Below are 25220 nucleotides of genomic sequence, written 5' to 3'. Positions count from 1 at the left end.
AGATGAGTATGATATGGATGTCCGCGAAAAACTGAATATTCTTTCTGCTGCAGCGAAATACGATGTTTCGTGCACATCGAGTGGTTCCAGGCGATCTGCGCCTCCGAGGGGGCTTGGCGATGCTTGTCCGGCGGGAATTTGCCACACGTGGTCTTCCGATGGCCGCTGCATTTCGCTCTTGAAGATTCTGCTTTCGAATGCGTGCAAATACGACTGCGCTTACTGTGCGAATCGTCGCAGCAACGATATTCCGCGTGCGACATTTACGCCGAAGGAAGTGATTGACCTGACTCTCGAATTTTACCGTCGCAATTACATCGAGGGGCTCTTCCTGAGTTCTGCGGTGGTGGGGTCGCCCGATGCCACGATGGAACGTCTTGTGAAAGTCGTGAAGGAATTGCGGACGGTCCACAGGTTCGGCGGCTACATTCATTTGAAGAGTATTCCTGGAGCGTCCGAAAAGCTGCTTCACGAAGCGGGACTTTATGCGGATCGCACTAGTGTGAATATCGAGGTCCCGTCAGAGCGTTCGCTTACCTATCTTGCTCCTGAAAAGAATTACGCTTCGGTTTATGCCCCTATGAACTACTTTGCCGAACGCAAGATTGAGTACGGGGGTTCGCGGGGGAGGTATACACCGAACTTCTTGCCTGCGGGGCAAAGCACGCAGATGATTGTAGGGGCCTCCGGCGAAACGGATTTTCAAATTCTCACGCTGTCAGCAGGGTTCTACAGGCAGCAGCGGCTCAAGCGCGTCTACTTTTCGGGCTATGTGCCGGTAAATGCGGACAAGCGCCTCCCCGCGCTTACGACGAAGCCGCCGCTCTTGCGGGAACATCGGCTTTATCAGGCGGATTGGCTCATGCGATTCTACAAGTTCGATTACGACGAAATTTTGGATGCGAAGCATCCGAACCTGGACTTGAATCTTGACCCGAAGGCGGGGTGGGCGTTGCGTCATCCGGAATTCTTTCCGGTCGACTTGCAGACGGCGGATTACGAAATGATCCTGCGTGTTCCCGGAATCGGGGTGAAATCCGCCCAGCTGATTGTCTCGAGCCGCAGGTATTGCAAGATACGCCTCGAAACACTAAAGAAAATGGGAGTGGTGCTGAAGCGTGCGAAATATTTCATCTACCATCCCGACATTCCCGCGGGAGTGCGACAGTTCTATCCCGAGATGATCCGGCCCTTATTGCTTGCGCCCTCGAAGACCCAGCAGCTCGACCTCTTCGATAGCACGCCTCTGCTGTTGCCTTCCGCGCCCGCAACAACAAACTCGTTGCCATCTGTATTCCCCAGCACGAATGTCATCCCCGCGAAGGCGGGGATCTCCTTGCCAAAACCACACCTTCTAGCAGCAGGATAACACCATGTCTCTTTGTATTTCTTACGATTCCTCGTTTGATGGCTTCTTGAGCGCCGTTTTTGAAATCTATTCCCAGCATCTGGATGTGGAAAGCTTTGTCCCTGACCGCGACACGGGAGCGACAGGGGACCTGTTTCAGCAGAACTTCCGTGTGGAGACGAACGACGAATCTGCTTCGCGCCTCCGTCGCGCCGTCGTGAATTATGCGGGCGATGACGTGCTTAACCTGTTGTATGCGGCGTTCCTTTCGGAAGAACCGGGGGTCGAGATGAAGATTCTCGCATACCTTCGCAAGTTGTTTGCGGGTGACGATCCGAATTTTGCAAAGAACGTGGCTTCGACGGAAATGCTCCCGCTATACAAGCTTGCGTATTCGGTGCGTCACGAGGCCGGGGGGCTTCTCGGCATGGTCCGTTTTTCGAAAGCTCCCGGGAACTTCTACGTCTCGAAAATCGACCCGAAATATGATGTCCTCCTCCTCATCGAACCTCATTTCCGCAACAGGTTTTCCAATGAGAACTGGGTCATCTACGACGAGAGACGGAAGTATGCCCTTCTGCATGACCGAACGGGAGAAAGTCGCGTTGTGACCCTGCCCGATGCGACCGCCTTGACGGATGCCATCCAAAGCGACTCCTTTACTCAGTTGTGGCAGGATTACTACAAATCCATCGCCATCAAGGAACGCGAGAACCCGAAACTGTTGCGCCGTTGCCTTCCCGTACGCTATTGGAAGAACCTTACCGAGCGGCAGACCGTCTGCGTCCCCGCGCTGTAACTCCGGCCCTCGCCAAACCTCTTAAATGAAAGGACCCGCCGATTGGCGGGCCCTTTTCGAATTCTAGGCGCTTGGACTTAGTTGATGCGGCCAACGAGGTTGCCGGAGAGCATGAAGTCCCTCGTGCTGCCGTAGCTGTGGAAGCCGGCGGAGAGGCTGAAGCGGTCCGTGAATGCCTTCTCGAGGTAGATGGCTCCGAGAACGTCCTTCACGTGCTTGGCTGCGAACTTGCTCTGGAAGTCCTTGTGCTCGTGACGGTCGCCCACGTATTCGGCTTCAACGATGATGCGGTCAACGATGGGCGTGACGATGGAGATACCACCGGTCAGCGGGATGACGAGGTCGTCGTCGGCACTGATGTTCATGAGGGCCGCTTCACCGAAGAGCGAGATGAAGTTCTCGGAGAGCGGGACGTTGAACTTGAGAGACACGTTGTGCTTTACGGTAGCGTCGGCGTCGTAGACCATGTCGAAGATGTTGCTACGGTAGCCGAGCTGGATCTTCAGGTCCTTGAGGCTTTCGAGGTTGTGGAAGTTGAATACGGCACGGAGGTCACCCTTGTCGAGGTTTGCCGACTGGCTGATGAAGGACACGTTCAGGTCCATCGTTTCGGACGGGGTGATGCCGAGCTGCAGCTGGTTTTCGGAGGGCTGCGTGGACATGAAACCGTTCAGGTAGCCGTCGATGTAGCCACCGAAGTAGTCACCGTTCTTGTCGGTGTTATCCCAGCGACCGACCTTGAAGTTAATCAGGTCGTTTTCCTGGAAAGCCCAGGCTTCGTCGAGGGAGTAGTAGTCGTCGAGCTTGCCGTTCTCGTCGTTACGGAAGGCTTTCTTCTTGGCGTCCTTGTCGGCGAATCCTTCGTCCTTCAGGTCGCCGGGGTAGAACGCTACGGCGATCTTGCCCTTGAAGTTTTCACCTTCGGCGAGGACTGCGAAGTTGGCTTCGCCGTTCCACGTTTCGAGGTTGTCCCTCATTTCGTCTTCTTCGCTTGCCCAGAAGACCTTGCCAGCTTCCAATTCAAAGTCGGCATTGATATCGAACGCGAGCTTCGGGGTTTCGAGCACGGCGTTCTTGATCATTTTCTTTTTCTTGCGGCGTTTTTTCTTCTTGGCGGGCTTCTGCTCGTCGGCGGCTGCGACCTGTTCTTCGGCAGGGGCTGCTTCGGCGACGGCTTCGGTTGCCGGTGCTTCAGCGGCGGGAGCTTCTGCTACGGGAGCGGCTTCAGCTGCAGGTGCTTCTGCTACGGGTGCGACTTCGGCGGCAGGGGCCTCGGCAGCGGGAGCTTCGGCTGCAGGAGCGGCTTCAGCGGCGGGGGCCTCGGCAGCGGGAGCTTCGGCTGCAGGAGCTTCTGCTACGGGAGCTTCGACAGCGGGTGCTGCTTCGGGGGCTGCTTCCGGGGCAGCAAAGACTGCTGCAGCCAGAACGCAAGAAGCGAGGATCATCTTTTTCATCTTCGGAATTCTCCTTTGTAAATTAATATGCCGAAAGTTTAGAAAAAACAATGGACAAATGGGCGAATTGCTTCCGAAAATGGGAGATTTTACCTCAACTTTTACAAAAAAAGTTAATTTTTCGTGCCATGAAGATTAGTCTTAAACGAATTATTTGTTTTGCCACCGCTTTGTTCGTAACATTTGCGCTTGCGCAGGAAACGCTTCCTGTTTATAAGAAAGTAAGAAACGAGGTCAACGAGGCCGCTCCTGTTGGTGAACTTTCCAAGTCCGACTGGATCAAGGAACTCCCGATTCCCAAGGATAAAGTAAAGAAGGTCACCTGGGTCAAGGAAACGGTCGAGGTGACCGACAAGAAGGGCCGCCCTGTCAAGGACAAGAAGGGACGCGTCAAGACGAAGGTCAAAAAGAAAAAGGTGGAAACCTGGGTCGAGGTGGAATCGAGCGAACCGCCGAAGTACGTCCCAATCGAGTGCAAGTACGGAAGCGCCTGGGTGCGCCGCGCGGAACTTGCCCGGTTCCAGCAGGAATCCCTCGACCTGAGTGGCGAGTACGCCTCCGCGACGGGTAGCGTTTATCTGAAAAAGTCCCCGAACAACCCCAAGCGGTTCGACGTGGTTATCCAGAACGGTCCGGAAGGCAACCGTGCTGAAATCGAGATGGGAAACCTCGAAATTCGCGAGGCGGGCCGCAACGCTCGCTTCGCATATCAGGAAGATGGCTGCACCGTGGATGTCGCCGTTACGGGCCGCAAGGTGAAGGTCGCGCAGCGCGGCTGCAACGAGTATAATGCGGGGCAGTACAAGCTTGAAGGCGATTACGACAACTACAAGGGCAATACCCGCAAGGTTGCGAAGTTCAACATGCCTGAGGTCCAGTTCAAGTACAAGAAGTTCTTCTGGTGCGGCAGCGGTTTCGATAGCTGCGAAGAGATGAAGGATGAAAATGGCGCCGTCTACATCACCTGGAGCAAGGGCGGGAACGGCTTCATCGAACGCAAGGCGGGGGAGACCGTGCATACCTACCGCCCGTTCGAACACGTGATTCCTCACAAGCGCGAATTCTACAAGGGTGAAAAGCCCATCGCTATCAAGACCAAACGCACCGACATGGCGGGCGAGTGGATGATCTGGTATTACTACCCGAAGGCCGAACGCTTCAAGATGGTGCGTGCCGGCATGCGCGAAGACATCGCCTACATGGAAATCTACGAGTGATAAGGGATATCGGACAGAGCCGCGTTCTTTTCCTGGATTCCGGCCCGCTGGTCCGGCTGTTGCAGATGCATCCAGATTACTACCCGGCGGTGTCGGGCGTACTCGACATGGTGTACGAGAAGAACGTTCAGGTTCTTGTTTCTTCCATTACTTTGTTTGAGATTAGCCGCAAGGCGTTCGGTGCGAACGAGGGCGTACTCGCTCGCCAGTACCGCGAGTTCTTTGAACATTCCGCGAACGTGAAGGTGTGTCCGGTAGATGCCGAAGTTTCCGTAAAGGCCGCTGAACTCTATGCTGCCTCGCAGAAGACGAACCACAAGATTACCGAAGCGGAATCCCTGCGCCTCGCGACGGCTTTTGTGAACGGCGCCGACTGCATCCTTACTGAATGTGCGAATTTCCGCACCCTTACCGACGCCCTCGTCGTGACTTTGGACGAAGTCTAGCAAAAAAAATGCTATCTTTCCCTCCGTAAAATTACGGAGTTTTTATGTCCAACTATTGTCCTGTTATCGGTCTTGAAATCCATTGCCAGCTCGCGACGAAGACGAAGATGTTCTGCGGCTGCGAAATCGAAGTGAATACGACGCCGAACAAGCACGTTTGCCCTGTCTGCCTCGGTATGCCGGGTGCCATGCCCGTGCCGAACAAGAAGGCGGTGGAATACGCGATTCGCCTTGGGCTTGCGCTCAACTGCGAAATCGACCTGAACGCGATGTGGACCCGCAAGAACTACTTCTATCCGGACCTGCCGAAGGGCTACCAGATTACCCAGACGGGCGGACTTCCGGTGTACGACCACCCGATCTGCAAGAACGGCTGGCTCGAGATTGTCAAGGAAGACGGCACCAAGAAGCGCGTGGGCATTACCCGTATCCACATGGAAGAAGACGCCGGCAAGCTCATCCACGACATGAGCCCGACCGAATCCCACTTCGACGCGAACCGCTGCGGCACTCCGCTCTGCGAAATTGTGACCGAACCGGATATCCGTAGCCCCGAAGAAGCCGTGCTCGTGCTGAAGAAGATCAAGCAGACGCTGGAATATACCCGCGTTTCCAACGCCAACATGGAAAACGGCAACATGCGCTGCGACGGCAACATTTCTCTGCGCAAGAGCGAAGACGCTCCGTTTGGTATCCGCGCCGAAATCAAGAACCTGAACAGTTTTACGAACCTCGAGAAGGCACTGTACTGCGAAATGAACCTGCAGGCCTCGACCCTCGATGCTGGTAAGGAAGTGGAACAATGCACCAAGCGTTACGACCCCAATGCGGACAAGACCATCGTCATCCGCTCCAAGGAAGACGCCCACGACTACAAGTATTTCCCGGAACCGGACATGGTACGCCTCGTGACCGACCCGGCCTTCGTGGAAGAAATCCGCCGCACGCTTCCGGAACTGCCGGATGCCCGCCGCAAGCGCTTCATGGACGACTTCGGTGTTTCGGAATACGACGCCATGGTGCTGACCGAAGACCGCGACGTGAGCGAATGGTACGACACTGCCGCGAAGAACTGCAAGAACGGCAAGGTGCTCGCCAACTGGGTGATTACTGAACTCCTTGCCAAGGTGAAGGAACTGGAAGGCGGCCTCAGCGCCCTCAAGATCAAGCCCGAAGACCTCTGCAAGCTCGTGAACCTCATTGCCGACAACACCATCAACGGTAAGATTGCAAAGACGGTCTTTGCCGAGATGTTCGAGACCGGCAAGGATCCCGAAGCCATCGTGAAGGAAAAGGGCCTGGTGCAGGTGACCGACACCGGTGCCATCGAAGAAGTGGTCCGTGCCGTGTGTGCCGAAAACGCCGCCCAGTTCGCCGAATTCAAGGCAGGCAAGGTCGCGCTCAAGGGCTTCCTCGTGGGTATGACCATGCGCAAGTCCGGCGGCAAGGCCAATCCGGGTCTCGTGAACCAGATTCTCGACAAGCTCGCGAAGGAATAGTGCCTTAATGCGTCTTGCGTTTGCTGTCTTGCTTGTTCTGTTTTTTGCGCTTCCTGCCCTTGCGGAAGACGTTCCGAACAAGTGCGACAGCCTCGGCGTGAGCACGTTGAACATGACCGAGGAAGAGATTGCAGAAATCTGCGGAATTGACTCGACGAAACTTGCCCAGGGGCCTACGCTTCAGGAGTTGAACGAAGAAGACCCGAAATACATCAAACGTGATTATGACCACCGGCAGCAGGTCGTTGTCGGTAGCGTTATTATGTTGTGTGTAGCGCTGGCGATGGTCTTGATGAACAACTACAACCCGAAGCGGTAGCTCTATTTTCCCGTAATTTTGTAATACGCTTTGTTCGGCGACTCTTTTGAGTTGCCTTGCGTACGGCCCTTGAGGTCGGTCATGCGGACTTTGTCGCAGCCGTATTTGTTAGAAGCTTCGGTGGCGCTGTTTACGCGGATGCCGCGCCCGATGGCGGTGGTGCCTTCCTCGATAAGCCCCGCGATGACTTCGGCGTCTGCGCTGAGGTTTGCCTTGTAGGGGATGGTCGCGTCTTTCAAAAGCTTGTCGCCGGTGATGGTGGGCTCGGGCGTTTCGCTATCGCCGATTGTGAGGCCCACGACGGTGAAGGTCGCTTCTTCGCCGGGGAGGAGGCCCTTGAGCGATTTTTCGCTGCGAACGCCGTTCACGGTCACGTAGGCGTTGTGGTAAAGCGGTGCGATGCCGATGTTCTTTACGCGCACGGCTGCAGAAATTCCGTTGACCGCATAGCCCGTGATTTCGAACTTGTAGCCTGCATAGGAACTGGCCTCGTACACGCGTTCCTTGGTGGCGAAGCTGCCTTCGGGCGCGTCGTTGCCTATCACGTAGGTCATGTGGTATTTGGCGGCGGCATCTTCCCAGGTGACTCCGTAAAGGCCTGCCGGGTTCAGGAACTCGCGCTGGTCCTTTTCGGTGTAGTAGCTGACTTCGCCTCCGCCGGGAGCGGTTTTCCAGCGGTCCGTACCCAGGTCGCGCCAGTTACGCTCGTTGTCGCCGTTGCCCTGCGAAATGTCGTGTTCCTTGTGCATGAAGGAATCGTCGAATAGCCCGAAATTCAGTGCGAGTAATGTCTTGTTGCCTGCGACGGGCGTGTAGTTGTTGTCTGCCGCATCGATGGAGATGCTCCACGGGGTCTCTTTGAACAAACTATCAAGATGCGTCAGGAATTCGGCCTGGTAATCCTTGGTGGCGAAGTTGACACCAAAGTTTAGCTTGGTGCCGTAGATATGGTATTCGCCCCAGTGCCCGAAACCCGCCTGCACGAATGCGATGCGCGGATCCTTGTCGTATTTTGCAGCAAAGTCGGTGTAGAACTGCTTGTAGAACCACAGGAGTTCCTTATTGCTCCAGTCGGCATAGTAGGTGGGGCCGTCGCCGCCCGGGTCTTCGGAATACGTCTCGGTGTAGGACTTGTTCGCCTTGATGTAGTTGGGGACTGCGGTGGCGCCCTTCACCTTCTCGGTGCAGCCCGATGCGTTCGTGATGGTTGCGCTCGGGTACTCGATGCGGAACCGCACGATAGCCTGGTGCCCGCGGCTCGCGATATCGTCGAGCATCTTTTCGAAACTGCTCCAGTCGTAGTCAATCTTGTCGTCGGTCTTGCCCTTCACCACGGCGCAGGGGAGGCAGTACGAGAATTCGAGCGAGATGGATTTTTGAAGGTCCCTCTGGTCTTTTGCCTGGTCGGGCCAGAACACGATTCCCTTCATGGGCTCAAGCGATTCGATTTCCTTGTTGAGCGCGACGGAACGGTCTGCCGCAAATGACATTGCGGCAAGCATGCCTGTTGCCAATGCCGCAGTTGTGATAACGGGGGCGGCGCCCGCGAGATATTTTTTCACCATATAATCCACACACCTTTCGGGAAAAGACCCGATGTTATTAATCTAATACAGAATTTGCGTAAAGTCAAGTAAAAAAATGGGTCTTTTAAGGTTCGAAAATACGGATAAACTTCGGTTTGCTTTTCACGCTCTTGCCGAGAGCGTCCACCTGCTTGCCTGTGGCGTTTTGCTGGCGGTGCTGCGGTGTGGCCTTGACCTTTCGGGCGTATGGAATTGCGTCGGTGGAACCGTCGCGCAAAACTACCGCGATGCTGTCAAGAATCGGGTTGCCTGTACCTTCGATGTAGTCGTGCGAGACTTCCCACACCATGATGCCCGCGTAGCCGTTATCCTTGACCCAGCGGCTCTTGATGGCGGAGGAATGCGGGTCTTCAAAGGTCACGTAGCCGGTCGAAGATACGCCGTAAGGTGACACGGAGACGCTGTCGAAAAAGAATTCCCATTCGGGGTTTGTTACGATATCCTTGTACGGGACTTGCTTTGCGGTTCCCTTGGTGAAGTCGGTGCCGGGGCCCGTCGCTCCCTTGAATTCAAACCCGAAGGAGGGTATGCCGAAGACCATCTTTTCGGTGGGGACGCCGCGCTTTTTCCAGTAGTCGCGGGTCTGTTCCCACGACCAGGTGGTGTAGCCGCTGTGCGGGTAGAGCGGCGAATCGAACATGGCTTTTTCGTCCCAGTCGCCGGTGATGTCGTAGGTCATGAACCCGAGCCAGTCCAGGTTTTTCACGAGGACTTCGGGCGTGAAGAATTTGCCGTAGTATTGCGAGCAGGGGAGCGCTGCCGAGAGCGTTTTGCCTTCGGGGAGTGCCGCGCGGAGTTCCGTGAGTAGCTTGTTGTAGGCGATGGTGTCGGCGTCGGGCACGGGATTGTATTCCCATTCCCAGTCCATGTCGAGGCCGTCCAGGTTGTGGTCGGCGACGAACTTCACGAGGTTCGCGATGAACTTTTGACGGAGCGCGTCGTCCGATGCGACGGGCACGAAGTTTTCGCTCTGTCCGCCACCGCCGAGCGATACGATGACCTTTGTTCCTGCGGCATGCCCGAGTGTAACCATTTTGTCGAGAGCGCTCGGGTCGTCTGCGGCATCGCCCTTGAGCGAACCGTCCGTATCCGGCGTGATAAAGCTCCACAGCACGTGAGTCAGCTTTTCGTACGGGACCTTGTCTACGGTGTATGCGGGCTTGTGCCACTTTCCCCAGTCGGGATAGTAGCCGATAAACAGCGGTTCTGCCCATGAAGAGCAAGCGCCCGCGAGTGTCAAAAAGAGGAGAAAAAATACCTTCATATTCCTAATATATCCTTTTTTGGGGCGAATAGTCCCGTGATGTGCTGAAAGGGGTGAAATGTTCCGTTTTTGCGATGGAGAAATCGCGTGTAAGCCGCGTTTTTTCTTGAAAAACGACATTTTTGCGGGTATAATTAGGGTATGCATATCAGGAAGTCATTTTTCTGGTGCATGGTGTGTTTTGGCTTGGCATGCGTGGTGGCATGCTCCGACGACTCCGGGACGGACCCGGTTTCTCCCGATTCGGGTGCCGAAGGCCTTTCTAGCGGCGGCGAGGTAATTATTGGCGAGGACGGCCAGCCCGTCTTGACGAGTTCTGCGGGCGAACTGCCGCTTTCGCAGGGTGGCGACGGGACTCTTGTTCCCTCTTCTTCTTCGAAGAAGGACGATGGCTCGCACGATGGCCCTCTACCTGGTGAAGACCAGCAGATGGTCGCGGTCGATACACCGCTTACCTACGTGGGCAATTTCCCGGTGATTTTCTCCGAAGTTTCGCCCGAGAACGCGAATTTCAAGGATAACGACGGCAACGACCCGGGCTGGGTCGAACTCTACAACACGAGCGACGCTCCGGTGAGCCTCAAGGGCGTTGCGCTCAGTAATGACGCGAAATACCCGCGCCGCTGGGTGTTCGGCAATGCGACGGTCCCCGCGAAGAGCCACATGGTCGTGTTCCTTTCGGGAAAGAACTATGCAGATTACATCGCTCCTTCCGATTCCGTGAACATGATTGGGACTAACTGCAGTTCTGAATCGTCTTCGGGCGGTATGAACGGCTTTAATTTTGGAGATTGGGGCGGCGGTATGAATCCCGATGGCGGTGCCGGAGCTGGAGCAACGACTACGAATGCGGAAAATTTGCCGGGCAAGTCAGCCCTGTGCTATAACGAGGGCGGCGTGAACCAGATTGGTGCCGTGGTGAAGGTCTCCCCGAACAAGGGCTCGTACACGCGCGTGGTTGTCAATGCGGCTTCTAAACCGGGCAATGCCGACCAGCTCGTGGTGCGCGGGTTCATTACCAAGACCCACAAGATTCGCCTGAACTTCAAGGAAGGCGATGCGATGAGCGACTGGAGCGGCAAGAACCTTCGCGGTACGGGCGACTCCTCTGCGGTGTACTACGTGAGGCTCAGCGACAATGCGAGCGAGATCAACCGCAACAACATTACCGCAACGACGTTTGCGACCGAGACTGCGGGCAGCGAATCCACGACGATCAAGATTACCTCGTATATCGCGCGCAAACGCGGGCACGAACCGCACACAACCTTCAAGGCCGAAAATTCGGGCTCGCTTTTCCTTGTCAATGAGGATAACGGCATCCTTGATTCCGTGAGCTATTCTGCGGTCCCGACGGGGGCTTCCTGGTCGCGTGATGCTGCGGGCAAGTGGGGATTTGCGTCTCCTTCGCCTTACGGTAGCACGACAGGCGAGGTGTTTGCCGTGCAGGCGGAGTCCGGCGAGGTGAACATTCCGCCTTCGGGCTTCTATTCTTCTCCGGTCGCGGTGTCGTTCCCGGCGGGCACGCGCTGCGAGCAGGGCGGTGCCGAAGCTACGGCAAGTTCCCCCGTGGTGCAGTCCCTGAACGTCTCTTCCACGACGGTGTTCCGTTGCCGTACCTATGCCGACGGCAGCTACCCGAGCGACGAGATTATCCGTACCTACGTGTTCGAACAGCAGCCGTCCCTCGCCGCGATCTTCGTGACGACCGACCCGCTTTCGATGTTCAGCGCCGATTCCGGCCTCTACATGACGGGCAATAGCGCAAGCATGATGGACCCGAAGTACGGTGCGAATTTCTGGAGCAACCGCGAACTTCCCGTGTATGTGGAAATGTTCGAGCCCGGTTCCCCGAAGACACCCGCGTTCGGCGTGATGGGCGACTACAAGATTTCGGGCCAGTACAGCCGCGCGAAGGAGAAGAAGTCCTTCTCCGTGACGCTCCGCGAGGAATACGGAAACAAGCGCCTCAAATACCCGCTTTTCCCGGACTATCCGGAACTCAAGAAGTTCAAGGCATTCTCGCTCAGGAATTTTGGCAACAACAGCGGTGACGACTACGTGCGCGACCGCATCGGAACCCAGATGACGGAAGGCCTGGGTGTCGATTACCAGCACGGGCGCTATGTGATAGTGTACTACAATGGCAAGTACTACGGCATCCATGACCTGCGTGAACGCAATAGCGAATACTACTACGAAACGCGCTACGGGCTCGACCCGAACGATATTGACCTTCTTGATGCTAGCAACGAGGCTGGTGCGGGTTCCTCTACCGATTACAAGGCGATGGTTGATTGGTTGCAGGGCAACGAGCTTACAAGCGAAGCGAACTACAACAAGATTGCCGAACAGGTCGACGTGGAAAACTACATGAACTACATGGCGGCGGAAATGTTCGTGAATAATGGCGACTGGCCGCACAACAACATGAAGAAATGGCGTGTGGCTAGCCAGAAGAGCAAGTGGAAGTGGTTCCTGTACGATGTGGACTTCGGATTCGGCGCCGGCTATAATACGCAGAACAGTAACGTGTTCAGCTACGTGACCAATGCGAACGGTACGAACGGCATGGGTATGATGATGCCGGGCATGGGCCAGCAGGGTGGTCAACAGTCGGGCGGTTCCATCTCGGAACACACGATTCTCATGATTCGCCTGCTCGGAAACGAAGGCTTCAAGAAGGCGTTCATCAACCGATTCTGCGTGCTCCTTTCGATGAACTTCGCTGCGGACCGTCTCGTGAAGCAGATTGACGCGCTCCAGAGCCAGGTGCAGTCTGAAATGTCTCGCGATGCCGAATTCTGGGGCTACAACGCGGGCTCCTTCGGCACGAATCTCGAGAAGATAAAGAGTTTCGCGCAGAGCCGCCAGCAGACGATTATGAGCGAGATGCAGCAGTACTTCAATCTTGGTGAAACGGTGAAAACAACGTTGTCTGTGCAGGGTTTGGGCGAAATACGGGTGCATAACCTCCCGCTTGATCAGTCGAGCATTGCGGCAAGTTTCTTCAGGGATGTTCCCGTGACGGTGACTGCGGTTCCGAAGTCGGGCTCGGTATTCGCGGGCTGGAGCGACGGCAACCAAGAGGCTACACGCACGTTCAATCCGGGCGAAGTGACGACTCTTACGGCGAATTTCCGCTAAACAACTCTCATCTACTCCCCAAAGGGTGCCGGCTCAGGCCTGCACCCTTCTTTTTGGATTGACTGAGGGTTGATAAATATTTATTTTCGTAGCACGATGAAATGTAAAACTTGTATCCCCAGTCTTGTACTCGTGGCGTTTTCGTCCATGATGTTTTTCGGGTGCGCATCCCAGGATCCGCAACCCGCGACGAATCCGTCCTATGGTACGCAGCCTCCACCCAAGGTCTCTCTCATGCAGGAACTGAAGATGCATTCGTGCCCTGAAGGCAGCTTGCAGGGTGTGGGGACTGCAGAAGACTACGACCAAGCGCTCAATATCGCCGTCATGAAAATCGCACAGCAAATCCAGAGTTCCGTAAAGGCGGCCAACACGTCTATCCGAAAGGAGGACATGTCCAGCGACGGCTCGGAAGCTATACAGTCTTCATTTGAAATGAAATCGCAGGTCTCGGCCCAGCTGCGGAATATGCAGGACGTCCATCCCATGACGACGCTTGCGCGCGACGGCATGACGGGTGTCGTGGCCTGTATGTCCCGTGAAGATGCGGCGAAGCCTTATAGGCAGGATTACCAGAGCGCCCGCGACGCGCTGGTCTCGTCGATGGCGGTTCTCGACATGACGACGCATCCTCTTGAAAAGTTCAGCAACTACGACATCATGGTTGATGCCTACAGAAAGTACAAGGCTGCAGTTCTCGTCTTGGAATCGATAGGCTTCAAGGACGGCTACGGCGATATTGAGGAAAACTACAAGAAGTCGCTCGAAGGCTACAACGACTTCAAGAGCCGCTACAAGGTCTACTATGATGGCTCGTTGGAAGCGGAGGAGGCGACGAAGATTTTCCAGGAACTTTCGAAGAAGGTCTTCTTGCAGACGATGCTGGATTCGGCATGTGAGGTGGGGCTCGTGCTCAGCCTCGAACTTTCGGATCCGAAATGCAAGGAAGGCGGCCTTGGAATCACTTGTACCGAGGTCGTCGCCCTGAACGGCAGTTCCTGCTCCGGAGAAACTTACTTTACTCTAGGCGCGACCCTCAAGGGGGTTGGCCGTTTTGACGAAAACGAAGCCAGGGGTAAGATTGTGAATAGCATCGACAAGGGCGACTTGATTGCTGAGTGGATGAAAGAACTCGGTCGATGGATTGCGAGGTAATATGAAAAAGCTGTTTGTGGTGTTCTTGGTTCTTGCTGCATTCTTTGCTCCGGCGTCTTTTGCTGCCGATTCCCAGAAATTGCCTCTCCCGGCTGAGATAAAGGATTCGGTCCCGTGGTTTGCCGTGCGTGAACTCAAGAATGATAATACGCCTTTCACGAGGACTCACCTTCAACGTCTGGTGCAAAAGTATGACCGTGTCGCGCTGGTGTATTTCGCTACGTGGTGTGTCCCGTGCCGTGCGGGGCTGAAGCAGATTGTTGCTCATCAGGCTGAACTTGCGCAGGCGAAAACGGGAATCGTGTTGGTGAATGTGGGCGAAAAGGAACCTTCCAAGGTGCTGTCGTTCCTTCAAAAGATTTCTGCCGACAAGCTTCCCGCCATTACCGATCCATTTGGACGGATGACGGAAGGTTTTGGACTCATCAAAGCGGGCCAGAACATCACTCTTCCAAAGACGATAGTTGTCGACAAGAACCTCAAGGTGAAAATCCTGGTGGGTGAGGAAGGGGATGACTATGTCGAACTGCTCAAGGGGAACGGCCTTTAGCGCACAACATTTTTAACTTCGGGGGATTGCCGAAATGAAAAAAATCAAGGGCTCCTTTTCGTTTTTTGGACTTGCGTTTACCCAGGTGGCGGTGTCGACTGCGCTGGTTGCTTACACGGAACTTGTGCTTTCGCGTATGGGATTTACGGCGACGGGCTCGTGGCAGTTCTATGTGCTCCATTTGCTTTTCCTGTTGCCCTGCGTGCTCTTGCTGACTCCTGCGGGCTTTGTTTCGGACAAGTATCCCAAGGAACGCATCCTCCTGTGGACGTCCTTGCTCTCGCTCCCTGTGGTGGGCCTGTTCTGTGCTGGCGCCTACCTTGATGACCTCCGCATGATGTTCGGGGGAATCGCCCTGTTCTTTGTCCTGCAGGCGTTCCAGAGCCCGGCCAAGAATGGCTACCTGAAGGAACTGGTCGGCGTGCGGTTCCTTGCGGGCGGCAGCGGCACCTTGATGATTGTCACCTTCCTCGGGCTCATTTTTACGGGCGTGGCTCTTGCGTTCGCTGTCCGCGAAAATATGATTCTGCAGGTTCTTTACACGCTTGGTGCTCTGCAGCTGTTCGCTATTTTCTTTGCCGTTAGGCTCCCGTCAATCGGAGCTTACGACAAGGACCTCAAATTCCCCTGGAAGTATTACCTGTCATCCAAGTATGCGCGACGCAAGATGGCGAAGGCGTGGAAGAACAGGTCGCTCCGTCAGGCGATTATCGGTCAGGCGATGTTCTGGGTCATGATATTCCTCATGGTGTTCGTCATCCAGGACCAGTTCAGCTCGGGGTCGCTGTTTAATCAAGATATCCTTGCGAATTACGCCATTTTCGGTGCTGCGATTGGCTTGATTGCGGGGTTCTTCTTCGCAATGCGTATGTCGAAGGACTTTATCGAGATGGGCCTGATTCCGATGGGGACGGCCGGGGCGTCGATCCTGCTGTTCCTTATCCCGCTCATTCCGAGACCTTACAATGCAATCGCGTTCGCGCTTCTCGGGTTCAGCGGCGGCATTTTCGCCCTCCCGATGTTTGCGACGATGCTCTACAACACGAAGCCGCGCTCTGCCGGACACGTGCTTTCGCTTTCGAACGTGGTGCAGAACCTTTGCATTATCGTTATCGACGTGCTTGCGATTGTGGCGATCCGCTATTTCGCATTCGACCGGATGAACCTCTTCTTCATCCTCGGGGTCGTCTGCCTTGCGGGGACAATCTGGGCGCTTTGGGCCATGCCGCAGACTTTGCTTCGCCAGCTGTTGCGCTCCGTGCTCTCGATACACTACAAGTTCCTGGTGACGGGCGTGCAGAATATACCGTGGGAAGGTCCGGTGCTCCTGGTAGGTAACCACATCTCTTATATCGACTGGGCCATGATCCAGATGGCGAGCCCGCGTCCGATGCGTTTCGTCATAACGCGCCGCCCCTTCGAAAAGTGGTATGTCAAGTTGCTGCTTTCGCAGATGGAAACGATTGACCTCGATATCTCGAATCCGGGGCCAGCGATGGAGGAAGCGAGGAAGGCCCTCCTGCGCGGGGAGGCTGTGGTGATGTTCCCCGAAAATGCGATGACTTCGACCGGCAACATGAACCGCTTCCGTTTGGATTATTCTACGGCTATCAAGGATGTTCCGCGCGTGAAACTTTTGCCGTTCTATGTGCAGGGCCTGTGGGGTAGCAGCTATTCCATGGCCGATGCCGGCTTCAAGGACATGGTGCATAGCGGCGGACGAATCGTGACGGTTGCCTTTGGTGATGAACTTCCGCTCGACTCGAGCCCGATGATGGTGAAGCGCGCCGTGCAGGAACTTTCGATTACCGCGTGGACCACCTACATCCGCAAGCTGCGTCCGGTGGCCTCTGCCTGGATTCGCACTGCCAAACGTGTCGGTAGCGGTCCTGCCGTGTTCAGCCCGGATGGAAACCACCTCTCGGCATATGCGCTCGCCGCTGCTGCTCTTTCGTTTGCTGGGATGATTGAAAAACTCACGAAGGGCGAAAAACAGGTGGGCGTGCTTATTCCGCCGTCCGGTCCGGGCATCATCGTGAACATGGCGTGCCTCCTCAAGGGCAAAACCGTCTACAACCTGAACTACACGAATACACCCGACACGATGGATTATTGCTGTGGCGTGGCCGACGTGAAGACGATTATCACGGCCCGCGTGTTTGTCGAGAAGTTGAAGCAGAAGGGACTCCCGATGGAAGTGCTGCTCGACAAGTACAAGGTCTACTACATGGAAGATCTGAAGGGGCAGCTGCACAAGTCGACGCTCGTGAAGAACTTCCTGCGCGTGATGCTCTTGCCCGCGTGGTACCTGGAGCTTCGCTTCTTCAAGAAGGTCTCGCTTGATGACGTGGCAACTATCATTTTCAGTTCGGGTTCCGAAGGCCGCCCCAAGGGTGTGGAACTCACGCATCTTAATTTGATGGGCAATATCAAACAGTGCGAAAGCGTGCTTCTGCCGACCGCGGAAGACGTGTTCCTCGGTTCGCTCCCGCTGTTCCATGCGTTCGGGTTCTCCATCACGACGATGCTTTGCCTTGTGGAAGGCGTGCCGGTGGCGACTTGCCCCGACCCGACGGATGCAAGGCTCGTGTCGCGCATGTGCGCCCAGTTCAAGGTGTCTATCATGGTGGCCACGGGCACGTTCTTGCGCATGTGGGGCCTGAACAGAGCTGTGCATCCGCTGATGTTCTCGCATGTGCGTAGCATTTACGCCGGCGCCGAGAAGATTCGTGAGGATGTGCGCCAGCTGTACCGTACCAAGTTCAAACTCGAGATTTTCGAGGGTTTCGGTTGTACGGAGACGACTCCGGTGGCGGCGGTGAACACGAAGGACGTGCTCATGGATGACTACAAGACGGTTATCGAGGGCAACAAGCCAGGTACCGTCGGCGCTCCGCTTCCGGGAACGCAGTTCCGCATTGTGGATCCGGAAACTATGGAAGAACTCGGCGTGGGCGAGGACGGCCTTATCCTTATCGGTGGAGCCCAAATCATGAAGGGCTATCTGAAGAATCCGGAAAAGACTGCGCAGGCGATTGCGGTCATCAATGGCAAGCGCTGGTACAAGACGGGAGACAAGGGCCATGTTGATGAGGACGGCTACCTGACGATCGTGGACCGCTACAGCCGATTCGCGAAACTCGGTGGCGAGATGGTGAGCCTCGGGTCGGTGGACTTCAAGATTTCGGAATGCTCGCTGTTCGACGAGATTGACCACTTCGCGGTAGCTGTCCCCGATGGCTCCAAGGGCGAAAAAATCGTACTCGTGTATGCGGGCGAAAAATCCGAAGACGAAGTCAAGGACATGCTCAAGCAGGTGGGACTCCCGCCGCTGATGCTCCCCGGTGCCGTGGTGAAGGTTGACGTGCTTCCGAAACTCGGTAGCGGCAAGAGCGACGTGCAGACCGGCAAGAAAATTGCGATGGAACGGTTGGGAATACAAAATTAGGAGTGAAACATTAGGATTTGTATGAGTGCAAAGAGTAGTGAAAATACTGTTGTAAAAGAAGAAAAGAATAATCGGAAATCGGTGGCGGAGTCCCTGCGCGAATGGGTGAAATCCCTTTGCCTGGGCAAACCGCAGGCGGTAATGCTTGCGACGACGCTTGTCGTGATGCTTGCCGCGTTCCTCATATTCAATAACCTTTCCGTTTCGTTTGCAAGGCGCTGGGATATTGACTGGGGCTACTACGCCATCCTCTCGACATTTATTCTGCTGGTTGCGGGTGTCGTGGTGAACATGCCCTTCGTTGCAAAGAACATAAAGGGCTTTTTGCCCGAGGGCAAGAGCTTATGCGGTTTGCTAGTGCTGCTGATCCTTTTTTCGGTGTTCATGTTCGGCAACATCAGCAACACGCACCGTGTGCTGAGCGACGAGACGAGCTGGGAATCGATGGGACTCCAGATGTATTTCCAGCATACGGGCGGCATCTGTAACGAAGGCGTATGGACCGACGGTGTTCTTGACTGCAAGACGGAAGTGAACAACTTCAAGGGCAAGGCGCTCGGGTTCGTGTATTCGCTCGTGTTTAACTTCATGGAACCGAATCGCGATACGGCGCTGCTTGTGAACTACCCGTTCTATATCCTGAGCCTCATCGCGTTCTTCCTCGCGCTCTCCAAGTGGTTCAGGAGCGGCAGGCTCGCGCTGGCGGCGACCGCGTTCTTGGGCGGCATGCCCATTTACCTGCTGCAGGCCCGCTCGGCATCTACCGAAGTGCTCTACATTTGCCTGCTCGCTTTCCTCATGGCGTGGTATGCGTTCGTACCTACGAATAAGGTAACGTGGAAACACTTCTTGCTGACGGTCCCGCTGCTCGGATTCTTTGCGCAGACCCGCCAAGAGACGGTGTTTGCGTTTATTCCGTTCGCGCTCTACTACTACCGCTACTTCCTCGAAAAGCCATACCGCCTGCCGGCCTTTGTTGCCGCCGTGATTGCGGTGAGCTGGCCCAGCGTCAACAACATGGCTGCCTATCGCGGCTACGACTTCCAGGGCGGGGAACATGCGGCGCACTCGTTTGAGAACCTGTGGTTCAACCTGAAAACCAATTTGGAAGTCATGCTGAACATGAACCTGTTCGAGGGTCCTGTAAAGATGATGCAAGACCCGAACTTTGGTGGAATCCTCCCGAACCCGTTCTATACGACGTTCACTGTGATTCTTCTGTTGGCGACGATTTGGCTCCTTGTCCGCATGGTTGTATTCCGCCGCTATGTGCGCGGATTTATCCTGGGCATATTCTTCTGCCTCCAGATTTTTGTCATCATGTTCAATGTGTCGGGAACGTTCACGATTGATATCAACCAGCGTTACGTGCTGGTGGCGCTTCCGATGTTTGCTCTCTTGATGGCGCTCGGTCTCTATGATGCGCTCGAGTTTTCGACCAAGATGCGCAAGGACGCCGCCGCGACGATTGTCATGGGGCTTGCTTGCCTCCTTACGCTTGGGCTTATGGTGTACCATGCCCCGAGTTACCGCAACAACATGCTCTATTACAAGAACAGGTTGCTTGGGGAAGAGGAATTCCTGAATACGGAACTATCCAAGTTTCCCAAGAATTCGGTGTATATCTATGCGCGCCCGTGGCAGATGCTTGCGCAAGGGCATAGCGCTTTCAGCGAGCGCACCTTTGAAGGCTGGAGTACCGAAGTCTTTGCGGAATGGATGCAGAAGTCCGGCGGTAACATCTACCTGGTGCGTGGTCAGGACGGCTACGGCAAGGTGAACCGGGACAGCCGTGTGGTTGGCTTCAAGACGACCGACCAGATTGACCAGATTCTGGAAGGCTACAAGCACGAGCGCGTGTTGGTGAATTCCAAAGATTTCGGCTATCCGCTGGTCATCTACAAGATTATTTCGAAGAAGGGCGTCTCGCACTACGCGCAGAACTTCATCGTGTCGGAACAATCCGGTGGCCGGATTGTCTTGAACAAGCATTTCCCGGAATCTATCGCCTGTGACTACACGCTCAATGGCGAACACTACGGAGAATTGCTCTTGACCGTCGATTCGGATTCGCTGCTGCTTGATTCGACGAAGGTGCGTGCAGGCATGAACAGGGCTTTCTTCTCGTGCTCCATGCCCGATGGGGATACCCTTCCCGTTTATCGCGATTTCTTTGTCGAATCGGAATCGGTGGCGTTGCTTTCGTCTATCAAGATGGGTAGATTCTCCCAGGATTGGGGCGCGCCGCAGCTCAACGAGTCCGTGGAACATCACAAGCTGACACTTGACGGAGAACCCTTCCGCTACGGAATCGGTAGCCATGCGAATTCTGTCCTGGAGTTCACGCTTCCGCGTCATTTCGATGTATTGCATGCGGTTGTCGGGCTGGATGACGAAAGTGCCTGTGGCGACGGTGCATCCTTCGTTGTCGAGGCTGGGGGTCGAGAGGTCTTCCGTTCCAAGAGGCTGTATTCGACAGAAAAGCAGAAGATTGACGTGGAAATCAGTGGTGCGACTTCCCTGGTGCTCCGTATTGATATGGGCGAAAACAAGGACTGTGACCACGGCGACTGGGCGGACGCCTGGCTGGAGGCCCGGTGAAAATCCTGGTAGCCCCTTTGGATTGGGGGCTGGGGCATGCGACGCGTTGCGTGCCCGTCATACGGGAGTTCATGGCGCAGGGAGCCGAGGTGGAAATTGCCGTAGTCAAGGCGAATGCGGCTTTCTTTCGCGAAGTTTTTCCCGGATTGCGGCAGCGCCTTGCTCCCGGATACAACGTGGTCTATCCGAAATACGGTGCCAACATGGGGCTGTGGCTCCTGAAAAACACGGCGCACTTGAATGCGGTCATGCGCTACGAGCACCGCTATGCCGAAGAAATGGTCGATCGCCATGGCTACGATATCCTGTTTTCGGATAACCGTTTCGCGTTCTATTCGAAGAAAGCCTACAATGTCTACATGACGCATCAGAGGCGAATCGCGTTCCCGCCTGCACTTTCGGCGTTCGAAGGTGTGGGAATCCGTTGGCACGAGGCCCGCATGCGGCATTTCGATGAAGTGTGGGTTCCCGATGTGGCGGAATTTCCCGGTTATGCGGGGGCGCTGTCGCATTTGCAGTCCCGTAGTGAGCCTAACGTCAAGTTTGTGGGCCCGCTTTCCCGTTTTAGCGTGGATATGGCCAAAGCCTCGGCGAGTCCGTCGGGTATGGCCCAGTACAGTTCCGTCGCTGTGGTTTCGGGAGTGGAACCCGCTCGTTCCCGGTTCGAGGCGAGCTTGCACGAAATACTGCGTGCGCTTCCGGGGCGGCACCTGATGATTCTCGGTAAACCTCAGGTTCCGCGCAACTCCTGGACCGAAGGCAATGTCGATTTTTGCACGCACCTGCCAACGGAGGCTTTTGCGGAAGCCGTTCGCAATGCCGACTGGGTCATAAGCCGTGGCGGTTACAGCACCGTGATGGACATGGCATTTTTGGGGGCTCGCTGCATTTTTGTCCCGACTCCAGGCCAGTATGAACAACTTGCTCTTGCTCGTGAACTCGCTTCGGCGGGTTATGCCGTCCATATTCCGGAACACGGGTTGTCGGTCAAGTCGTTCGAAGAATCTTTCAAGAAAAAAGTCAAGCTCCCGAAGCCCGGAGAAAGGGGCCTGTTGCAGGGAGCTGTTGAAGGGCTGCTTGCCCGAGGATAAAGTATGAATCAGTTCGTTCTCGCATTCCCGATTCCGGTTCCCGCTTCCGAGATTTTCAAGTTGACGGATACAGTATCCGTATTGCCCGAAGCGAAGTCGCTGCTTGTCCCCGGCTGCAGCGTAAGTTTCAAGGTTGCCCGAAATGGCGCTGCCGCGGGACTCTCGGATATATTTAAGGAACACAGGGACATTTCTGGAGAAGAGGCGTCGGCTATCGATTCCCACAAGTCGCTCCTGTTCTTGCTTGGCACCTTGAAAAATACCGATGACCTCCGCATGGTGAATACGGCTATCTTGAAGTTGCTTTCTGCCGGCGCGGCCGGTGTCTACATGCAGCATTCCGGTACTGCCTGGACTGCGGATGCTTTCCGCGAGGAACTGGGCGATGGCGAATTCCCGATGGATCCCTGGATTAACTTTGTCGAAAACGCTGATACGCTCTATACGCTTGGACTTGAAGTGTTCAACTCTCCGGACCTTTGTATTGCGAAGGGGGCCTTGTCCGAGAATGCGCTCCGTGATGTCCTTGCGGTCGCGGCCGATTCCATATTCTCGGGCGAGGTTTCCTCGAAGTCGGGAACCGAGATCGATGCGGGAGAATCCGGCGCTTTCGTCCTCCGTAGCGAAATAAAGAATCCATTTCCGAAGGATTCCCCAGAATACAACCGTCAAGGAATCATGCGTCTGATAAGGAAGTAGAACAATGCCTATCGATAACGAATACGTCAACCTCGCTTTCCTTCTTTCGGCAATCGCGTTTCTCTACCTTGCAATCTATGCGGTCATTATGCCGCTCCTGAAGCATTGGGCAAAGAAAAACCCGAGCGCATTCAACAAACTCCTGGTCGAGCGGCATGTGGCCTCCCGCCTTTTGCAGGTGATTCCCGCGACGGCGTTTTCGACGACTGTCTCGCGGATTTTCGATGCGGAGGGATGGATTTACGATTTGTGTTCCAGGGTGGCGAACATCTGGTATACGCTTCTCTCGTTTGCGATCGCCTGTTCGGTTCTCGATGTGGTGGAACATTTCAACGGCATCAACGAACGGACAATGAAGAGGCCGCTCCATGGAATTTTCCAGGCGATAAAAGTCGCTCTATTCTGTATCGCGGCAATCTTCATCGTGAGCCAGGTGACGGACAAGAGCCCTGTCATCATCTTCTCCGCGCTCGGTGCGATGGCGACGGTACTCATGCTCATTTTCAAGGATTCGATCCTGGGGGTCGTCTCGGGCGTGCAAATCAATATTTCTGATTTGCTCCGCAAGGGAGACTGGATCGAAATCGAGCGTCACCATGCCGACGGTACGGTCATGGACATCACGCTCACCTCGGTAAAGGTGCGCAACTGGGACAATACGATTTCGGTCATCCCAGCCTACGACCTCATCACGAATTCGTTCCGTAACTGGCGTGGAATGCAGGATTCCGGTGTTCGACGCATCAAGAGGTCTCTGTTTATTGACCAGAAGAGCATCCGTTTCCTTACTCCCGCCGAAATTGAAAGCTTATCCAAAATACAGATTCTGGCTCCGTATCTGGAAAAGAAGACCCGAGAAATTGCTGGAGAGCCTTCCAAGGCAAACCTGCTCGGCGTGGACCAGGGAACTCTCAAACCCGAGATGCTCAACAGTCGTCATCTCACGAACATTGGCACATTCCGCGCCTACTGCACGGCTTACCTGCGTTCTTGCGGGACGATAGCCCAGAATTTGACGCTCATGACGCGCCAGCTGGAGCCGACGCCGCAGGGGCTTCCTCTTGAAATCTACGCTTTTACCAATACGGTCGTGTGGGAAGATTACGAAGGAATCCAGTCGGATATCTTCGACCATATCCTTGCCGCCATGCCTGAATTCGGGCTGGAGCTATACCAGCGGCATTAGCGCTAGGCTTTCTTTTTACTTTTCTACGACGTTCCCGAGAATCTGCTGGATTTTCCGCTGCATGCGGAAAGCGTCGGAATTGGCGATGGTGTAGAACATGTGGTCGACGAGCGCCTGCGTGTTGAAATCGTAGGAGGGAAGGCGCAACAGGTAGCTTTCGGCGGAATTGTCGAATGCAAAAATCTCGCCCAGGTTGTTAAGCGTCCCTTCTTCCTGCATTTCGAGAAGCATGCTTGCGGTGTCGTCGTTCACGCATACGATCGGAATGTTCCTGTAATCGCGGTCGTGCATCATCGAAGATATTTTTTGCTTGAGCAAATCGCGTGCGTAGGATTCTACGGCATGTTTTTCGACCTTGCCTCGCGCAATCTGCTTGAAGTCCCAGGGACTCGCGAATTCGCTGTCGGTGTATTCGATGACGTTGAGGCCTGCAATTCGCAACCCCTCCAGCCGGTCGATGGACCATGAACTGTTGTGATATGGCGAAAAGAACGCAGCCTGGTTGATTCCGTGGGATATCAGGAACTTGCCCATTTCGACACCCGGGGATGTTCCGAATGTGGAATTGAAGAAGGTCCAGTTTTCCTTTTGCAGGTAGCGTGGAGGGAGGCCTCCCAGGGGGTGCTCCCACCAGACGGCGACGGGGTACTTGACGCCGGCGAACATTTGAAGCAACTTGAGCGGTTCCATCACGAGCAGGGTTGATAGCACTGCTCCCACGGCATTCTGGAAGTCGGTGAGTTTTCGGGGCTTGCCGCTTCGGTCAATGAGCGTGTCGCTGTTTTCGTTGATGCCGAGCAAAATAAGCTTGTAATTTTCGGCGCCCGCCTTCTTGTAGACCATCCGCAAGAAATCCATTTCTCGTTCACTCTCGGCGGTGAATCCGCCCCAGCTGTTGCAGCGGGTGACGAATACGATTTCGCTGAGGGAAGGCTTTCCTGTAGTTTCCCTTTTGCGGATAAAGTTGTATAGGCGGCCAGTCCGGTTTAGGGTGCCCTGCTGGACTTTATCGTTCAGGAACTTGCGAAGGACCGCCTGCGATGTATTGTAGCGTAGCACGAGTTCCTTCATCAGGGGGAGGGGCTTGTCAAGGCGGAAGGTGCCGCGGTCCCAGTCTTCGTTGAAAAGCCGCTCCAGTTTTTCGGAGGCGGATTCCCGGACTGTGGGGACGACGTTTCTGTCATAAAATTTTGCGATGCCGCCCTGGGTCCAGAAGCAGCCTTTTCCCTGGATGCGGCAGATGAGTTTTTCCTTTTCGAGGTTCCGAAGGGCGGCTTGGACGGTTCCCGATGAAATTCCGTAGGCTTTCATCAGAGCGCGGACGCTAGGGAGCCTGTCTCCGTCCTTGTGGGGGAGTTCAGTGATGATTTTCTCCAGTTCCTCTCGCATACTTTTCGAATATAGAAAAAAA

The 25220-nt window shown here is 55.1% G+C and carries 18 protein-coding genes; 14 read left to right on the top strand and 4 right to left on the bottom strand.

What is annotated here, in order from left to right:
• Positions 1 to 13: 13 nt before the first annotated feature.
• Together B2952_RS01670 and B2952_RS01665 are read left to right on the top strand one after the other, a co-directional pair.
• Entirely contained in the window at positions 14 to 1369 is a 1356-nt protein-coding gene (locus B2952_RS01670) for a putative DNA modification/repair radical SAM protein (protein ID WP_290726818.1), read from the top strand.
• A 4-nt stretch (positions 1370 to 1373) separates the two neighbouring features.
• On the top strand, positions 1374 to 2147 hold the full coding sequence (locus tag B2952_RS01665; protein ID WP_290731282.1) for a TIGR03915 family putative DNA repair protein: 774 nt from the start codon (positions 1374 to 1376) through the stop codon (positions 2145 to 2147).
• Between the two features lie 77 nt (positions 2148 to 2224).
• On the opposite strand, the gene B2952_RS01660 is transcribed toward B2952_RS01665, so the two are convergent.
• Positions 2225 to 3601, bottom strand: a complete 1377-nt coding sequence (locus tag B2952_RS01660; protein ID WP_290726812.1) for a hypothetical protein — start codon at positions 3599 to 3601, stop codon at positions 2225 to 2227.
• Between the two features lie 128 nt (positions 3602 to 3729).
• On the opposite strand from B2952_RS01660, the gene B2952_RS01655 reads away from it, so the two are divergent.
• From B2952_RS01655 to B2952_RS01640, 4 genes are read left to right on the top strand one after another with little or no spacing between them, the layout of a single operon-like run.
• The gene (locus tag B2952_RS01655; RefSeq protein ID WP_290726809.1) at positions 3730 to 4818 is read left to right on the top strand and encodes a hypothetical protein; all 1089 of its coding nucleotides are present in this window, start codon (positions 3730 to 3732) and stop codon (positions 4816 to 4818) included.
• A complete protein-coding gene (locus B2952_RS01650; protein ID WP_173366640.1) occupies positions 4815 to 5264 on the top strand; it encodes a type II toxin-antitoxin system VapC family toxin in 450 nt (149 codons plus the stop codon). Before B2952_RS01655 ends, B2952_RS01650 begins: the two co-directional genes overlap by 4 nt.
• Before the next feature lie 44 nt (positions 5265 to 5308).
• A complete protein-coding gene (gene gatB, locus B2952_RS01645) occupies positions 5309 to 6763 on the top strand; it encodes an Asp-tRNA(Asn)/Glu-tRNA(Gln) amidotransferase subunit GatB (protein WP_072811297.1) in 1455 nt (484 codons plus the stop codon).
• 7 nt (positions 6764 to 6770) lie between these two features.
• Positions 6771 to 7082, top strand: a complete 312-nt coding sequence (locus tag B2952_RS01640; RefSeq protein WP_173365444.1) for a hypothetical protein — start codon at positions 6771 to 6773, stop codon at positions 7080 to 7082.
• Positions 7083 to 7084: 2 nt separating this feature from the next.
• Here B2952_RS01640 and B2952_RS01635 read toward each other — a convergent pair whose 3' ends face one another.
• Entirely contained in the window at positions 7085 to 8647 is a 1563-nt protein-coding gene (locus B2952_RS01635; RefSeq protein WP_290735595.1) for a hypothetical protein, read from the bottom strand.
• Between the two features lie 85 nt (positions 8648 to 8732).
• Positions 8733 to 9932 carry a glycoside hydrolase family 18 protein gene (locus B2952_RS01630; protein WP_290735598.1) on the bottom strand — a complete coding sequence of 400 codons (1200 nt, stop codon included), beginning with the start codon at positions 9930 to 9932 and terminating at the stop codon, positions 8733 to 8735.
• A gap of 141 nt (positions 9933 to 10073) precedes the next feature.
• Here B2952_RS01630 and B2952_RS01625 point away from each other — a divergent pair, with 141 nt between their 5' ends.
• The 8 genes from B2952_RS01625 (at position 10074) to B2952_RS01590 (ending at position 23809) form a co-directional block, all read left to right on the top strand.
• Positions 10074 to 13079: a CotH kinase family protein gene (locus B2952_RS01625; RefSeq protein WP_290735600.1), complete on the top strand. Its 3006-nt coding sequence runs from the start codon at positions 10074 to 10076 to the stop codon at positions 13077 to 13079.
• A gap of 96 nt (positions 13080 to 13175) precedes the next feature.
• Positions 13176 to 14234, top strand: coding sequence for a hypothetical protein (locus tag B2952_RS01620; protein ID WP_290735603.1), 1059 nt, complete (start codon positions 13176 to 13178; stop codon positions 14232 to 14234).
• Between the two features lies 1 nt (position 14235).
• On the top strand, positions 14236 to 14784 hold the full coding sequence (locus B2952_RS01615) for a TlpA disulfide reductase family protein (RefSeq protein WP_290731305.1): 549 nt from the start codon (positions 14236 to 14238) through the stop codon (positions 14782 to 14784).
• A gap of 34 nt (positions 14785 to 14818) precedes the next feature.
• Positions 14819 to 18232 (top strand): MFS transporter, encoded by a 3414-nt coding sequence (locus B2952_RS01610; RefSeq protein WP_290735606.1) that lies wholly within the window; start codon positions 14819 to 14821, stop codon positions 18230 to 18232.
• Positions 18233 to 18253: 21 nt separating this feature from the next.
• Positions 18254 to 20833, top strand: a complete 2580-nt coding sequence (locus B2952_RS01605; protein ID WP_290735608.1) for an NPCBM/NEW2 domain-containing protein — start codon at positions 18254 to 18256, stop codon at positions 20831 to 20833.
• Positions 20830 to 21924 carry a glycosyltransferase gene (locus B2952_RS01600; RefSeq protein ID WP_290735611.1) on the top strand — a complete coding sequence of 365 codons (1095 nt, stop codon included), beginning with the start codon at positions 20830 to 20832 and terminating at the stop codon, positions 21922 to 21924. Before B2952_RS01605 ends, B2952_RS01600 begins: the two co-directional genes overlap by 4 nt.
• Positions 21925 to 21927: 3 nt before the next feature.
• On the top strand, positions 21928 to 22623 hold the full coding sequence (locus B2952_RS01595) for a hypothetical protein (protein ID WP_290731315.1): 696 nt from the start codon (positions 21928 to 21930) through the stop codon (positions 22621 to 22623).
• A gap of 4 nt (positions 22624 to 22627) precedes the next feature.
• Positions 22628 to 23809 carry a mechanosensitive ion channel family protein gene (locus tag B2952_RS01590; protein WP_290731318.1) on the top strand — a complete coding sequence of 394 codons (1182 nt, stop codon included), beginning with the start codon at positions 22628 to 22630 and terminating at the stop codon, positions 23807 to 23809.
• A 15-nt stretch (positions 23810 to 23824) separates the two neighbouring features.
• On the opposite strand, the gene B2952_RS01585 is transcribed toward B2952_RS01590, so the two are convergent.
• A complete protein-coding gene (locus tag B2952_RS01585) occupies positions 23825 to 25198 on the bottom strand; it encodes a winged helix-turn-helix domain-containing protein (protein WP_290735614.1) in 1374 nt (457 codons plus the stop codon).
• Positions 25199 to 25220: the final 22 nt, after the last annotated feature.

The sequence above is a fragment of the Fibrobacter sp. UBA7003 genome (assembly GCA_002449765.1).
In the GTDB taxonomy this organism is placed as follows: Bacteria; Fibrobacterota; Fibrobacteria; order Fibrobacterales; family Fibrobacteraceae; genus Fibrobacter.
Note: the sequence above shows the minus strand (reverse complement) of the source record. Positions and strands in the feature narration are given on the sequence as shown.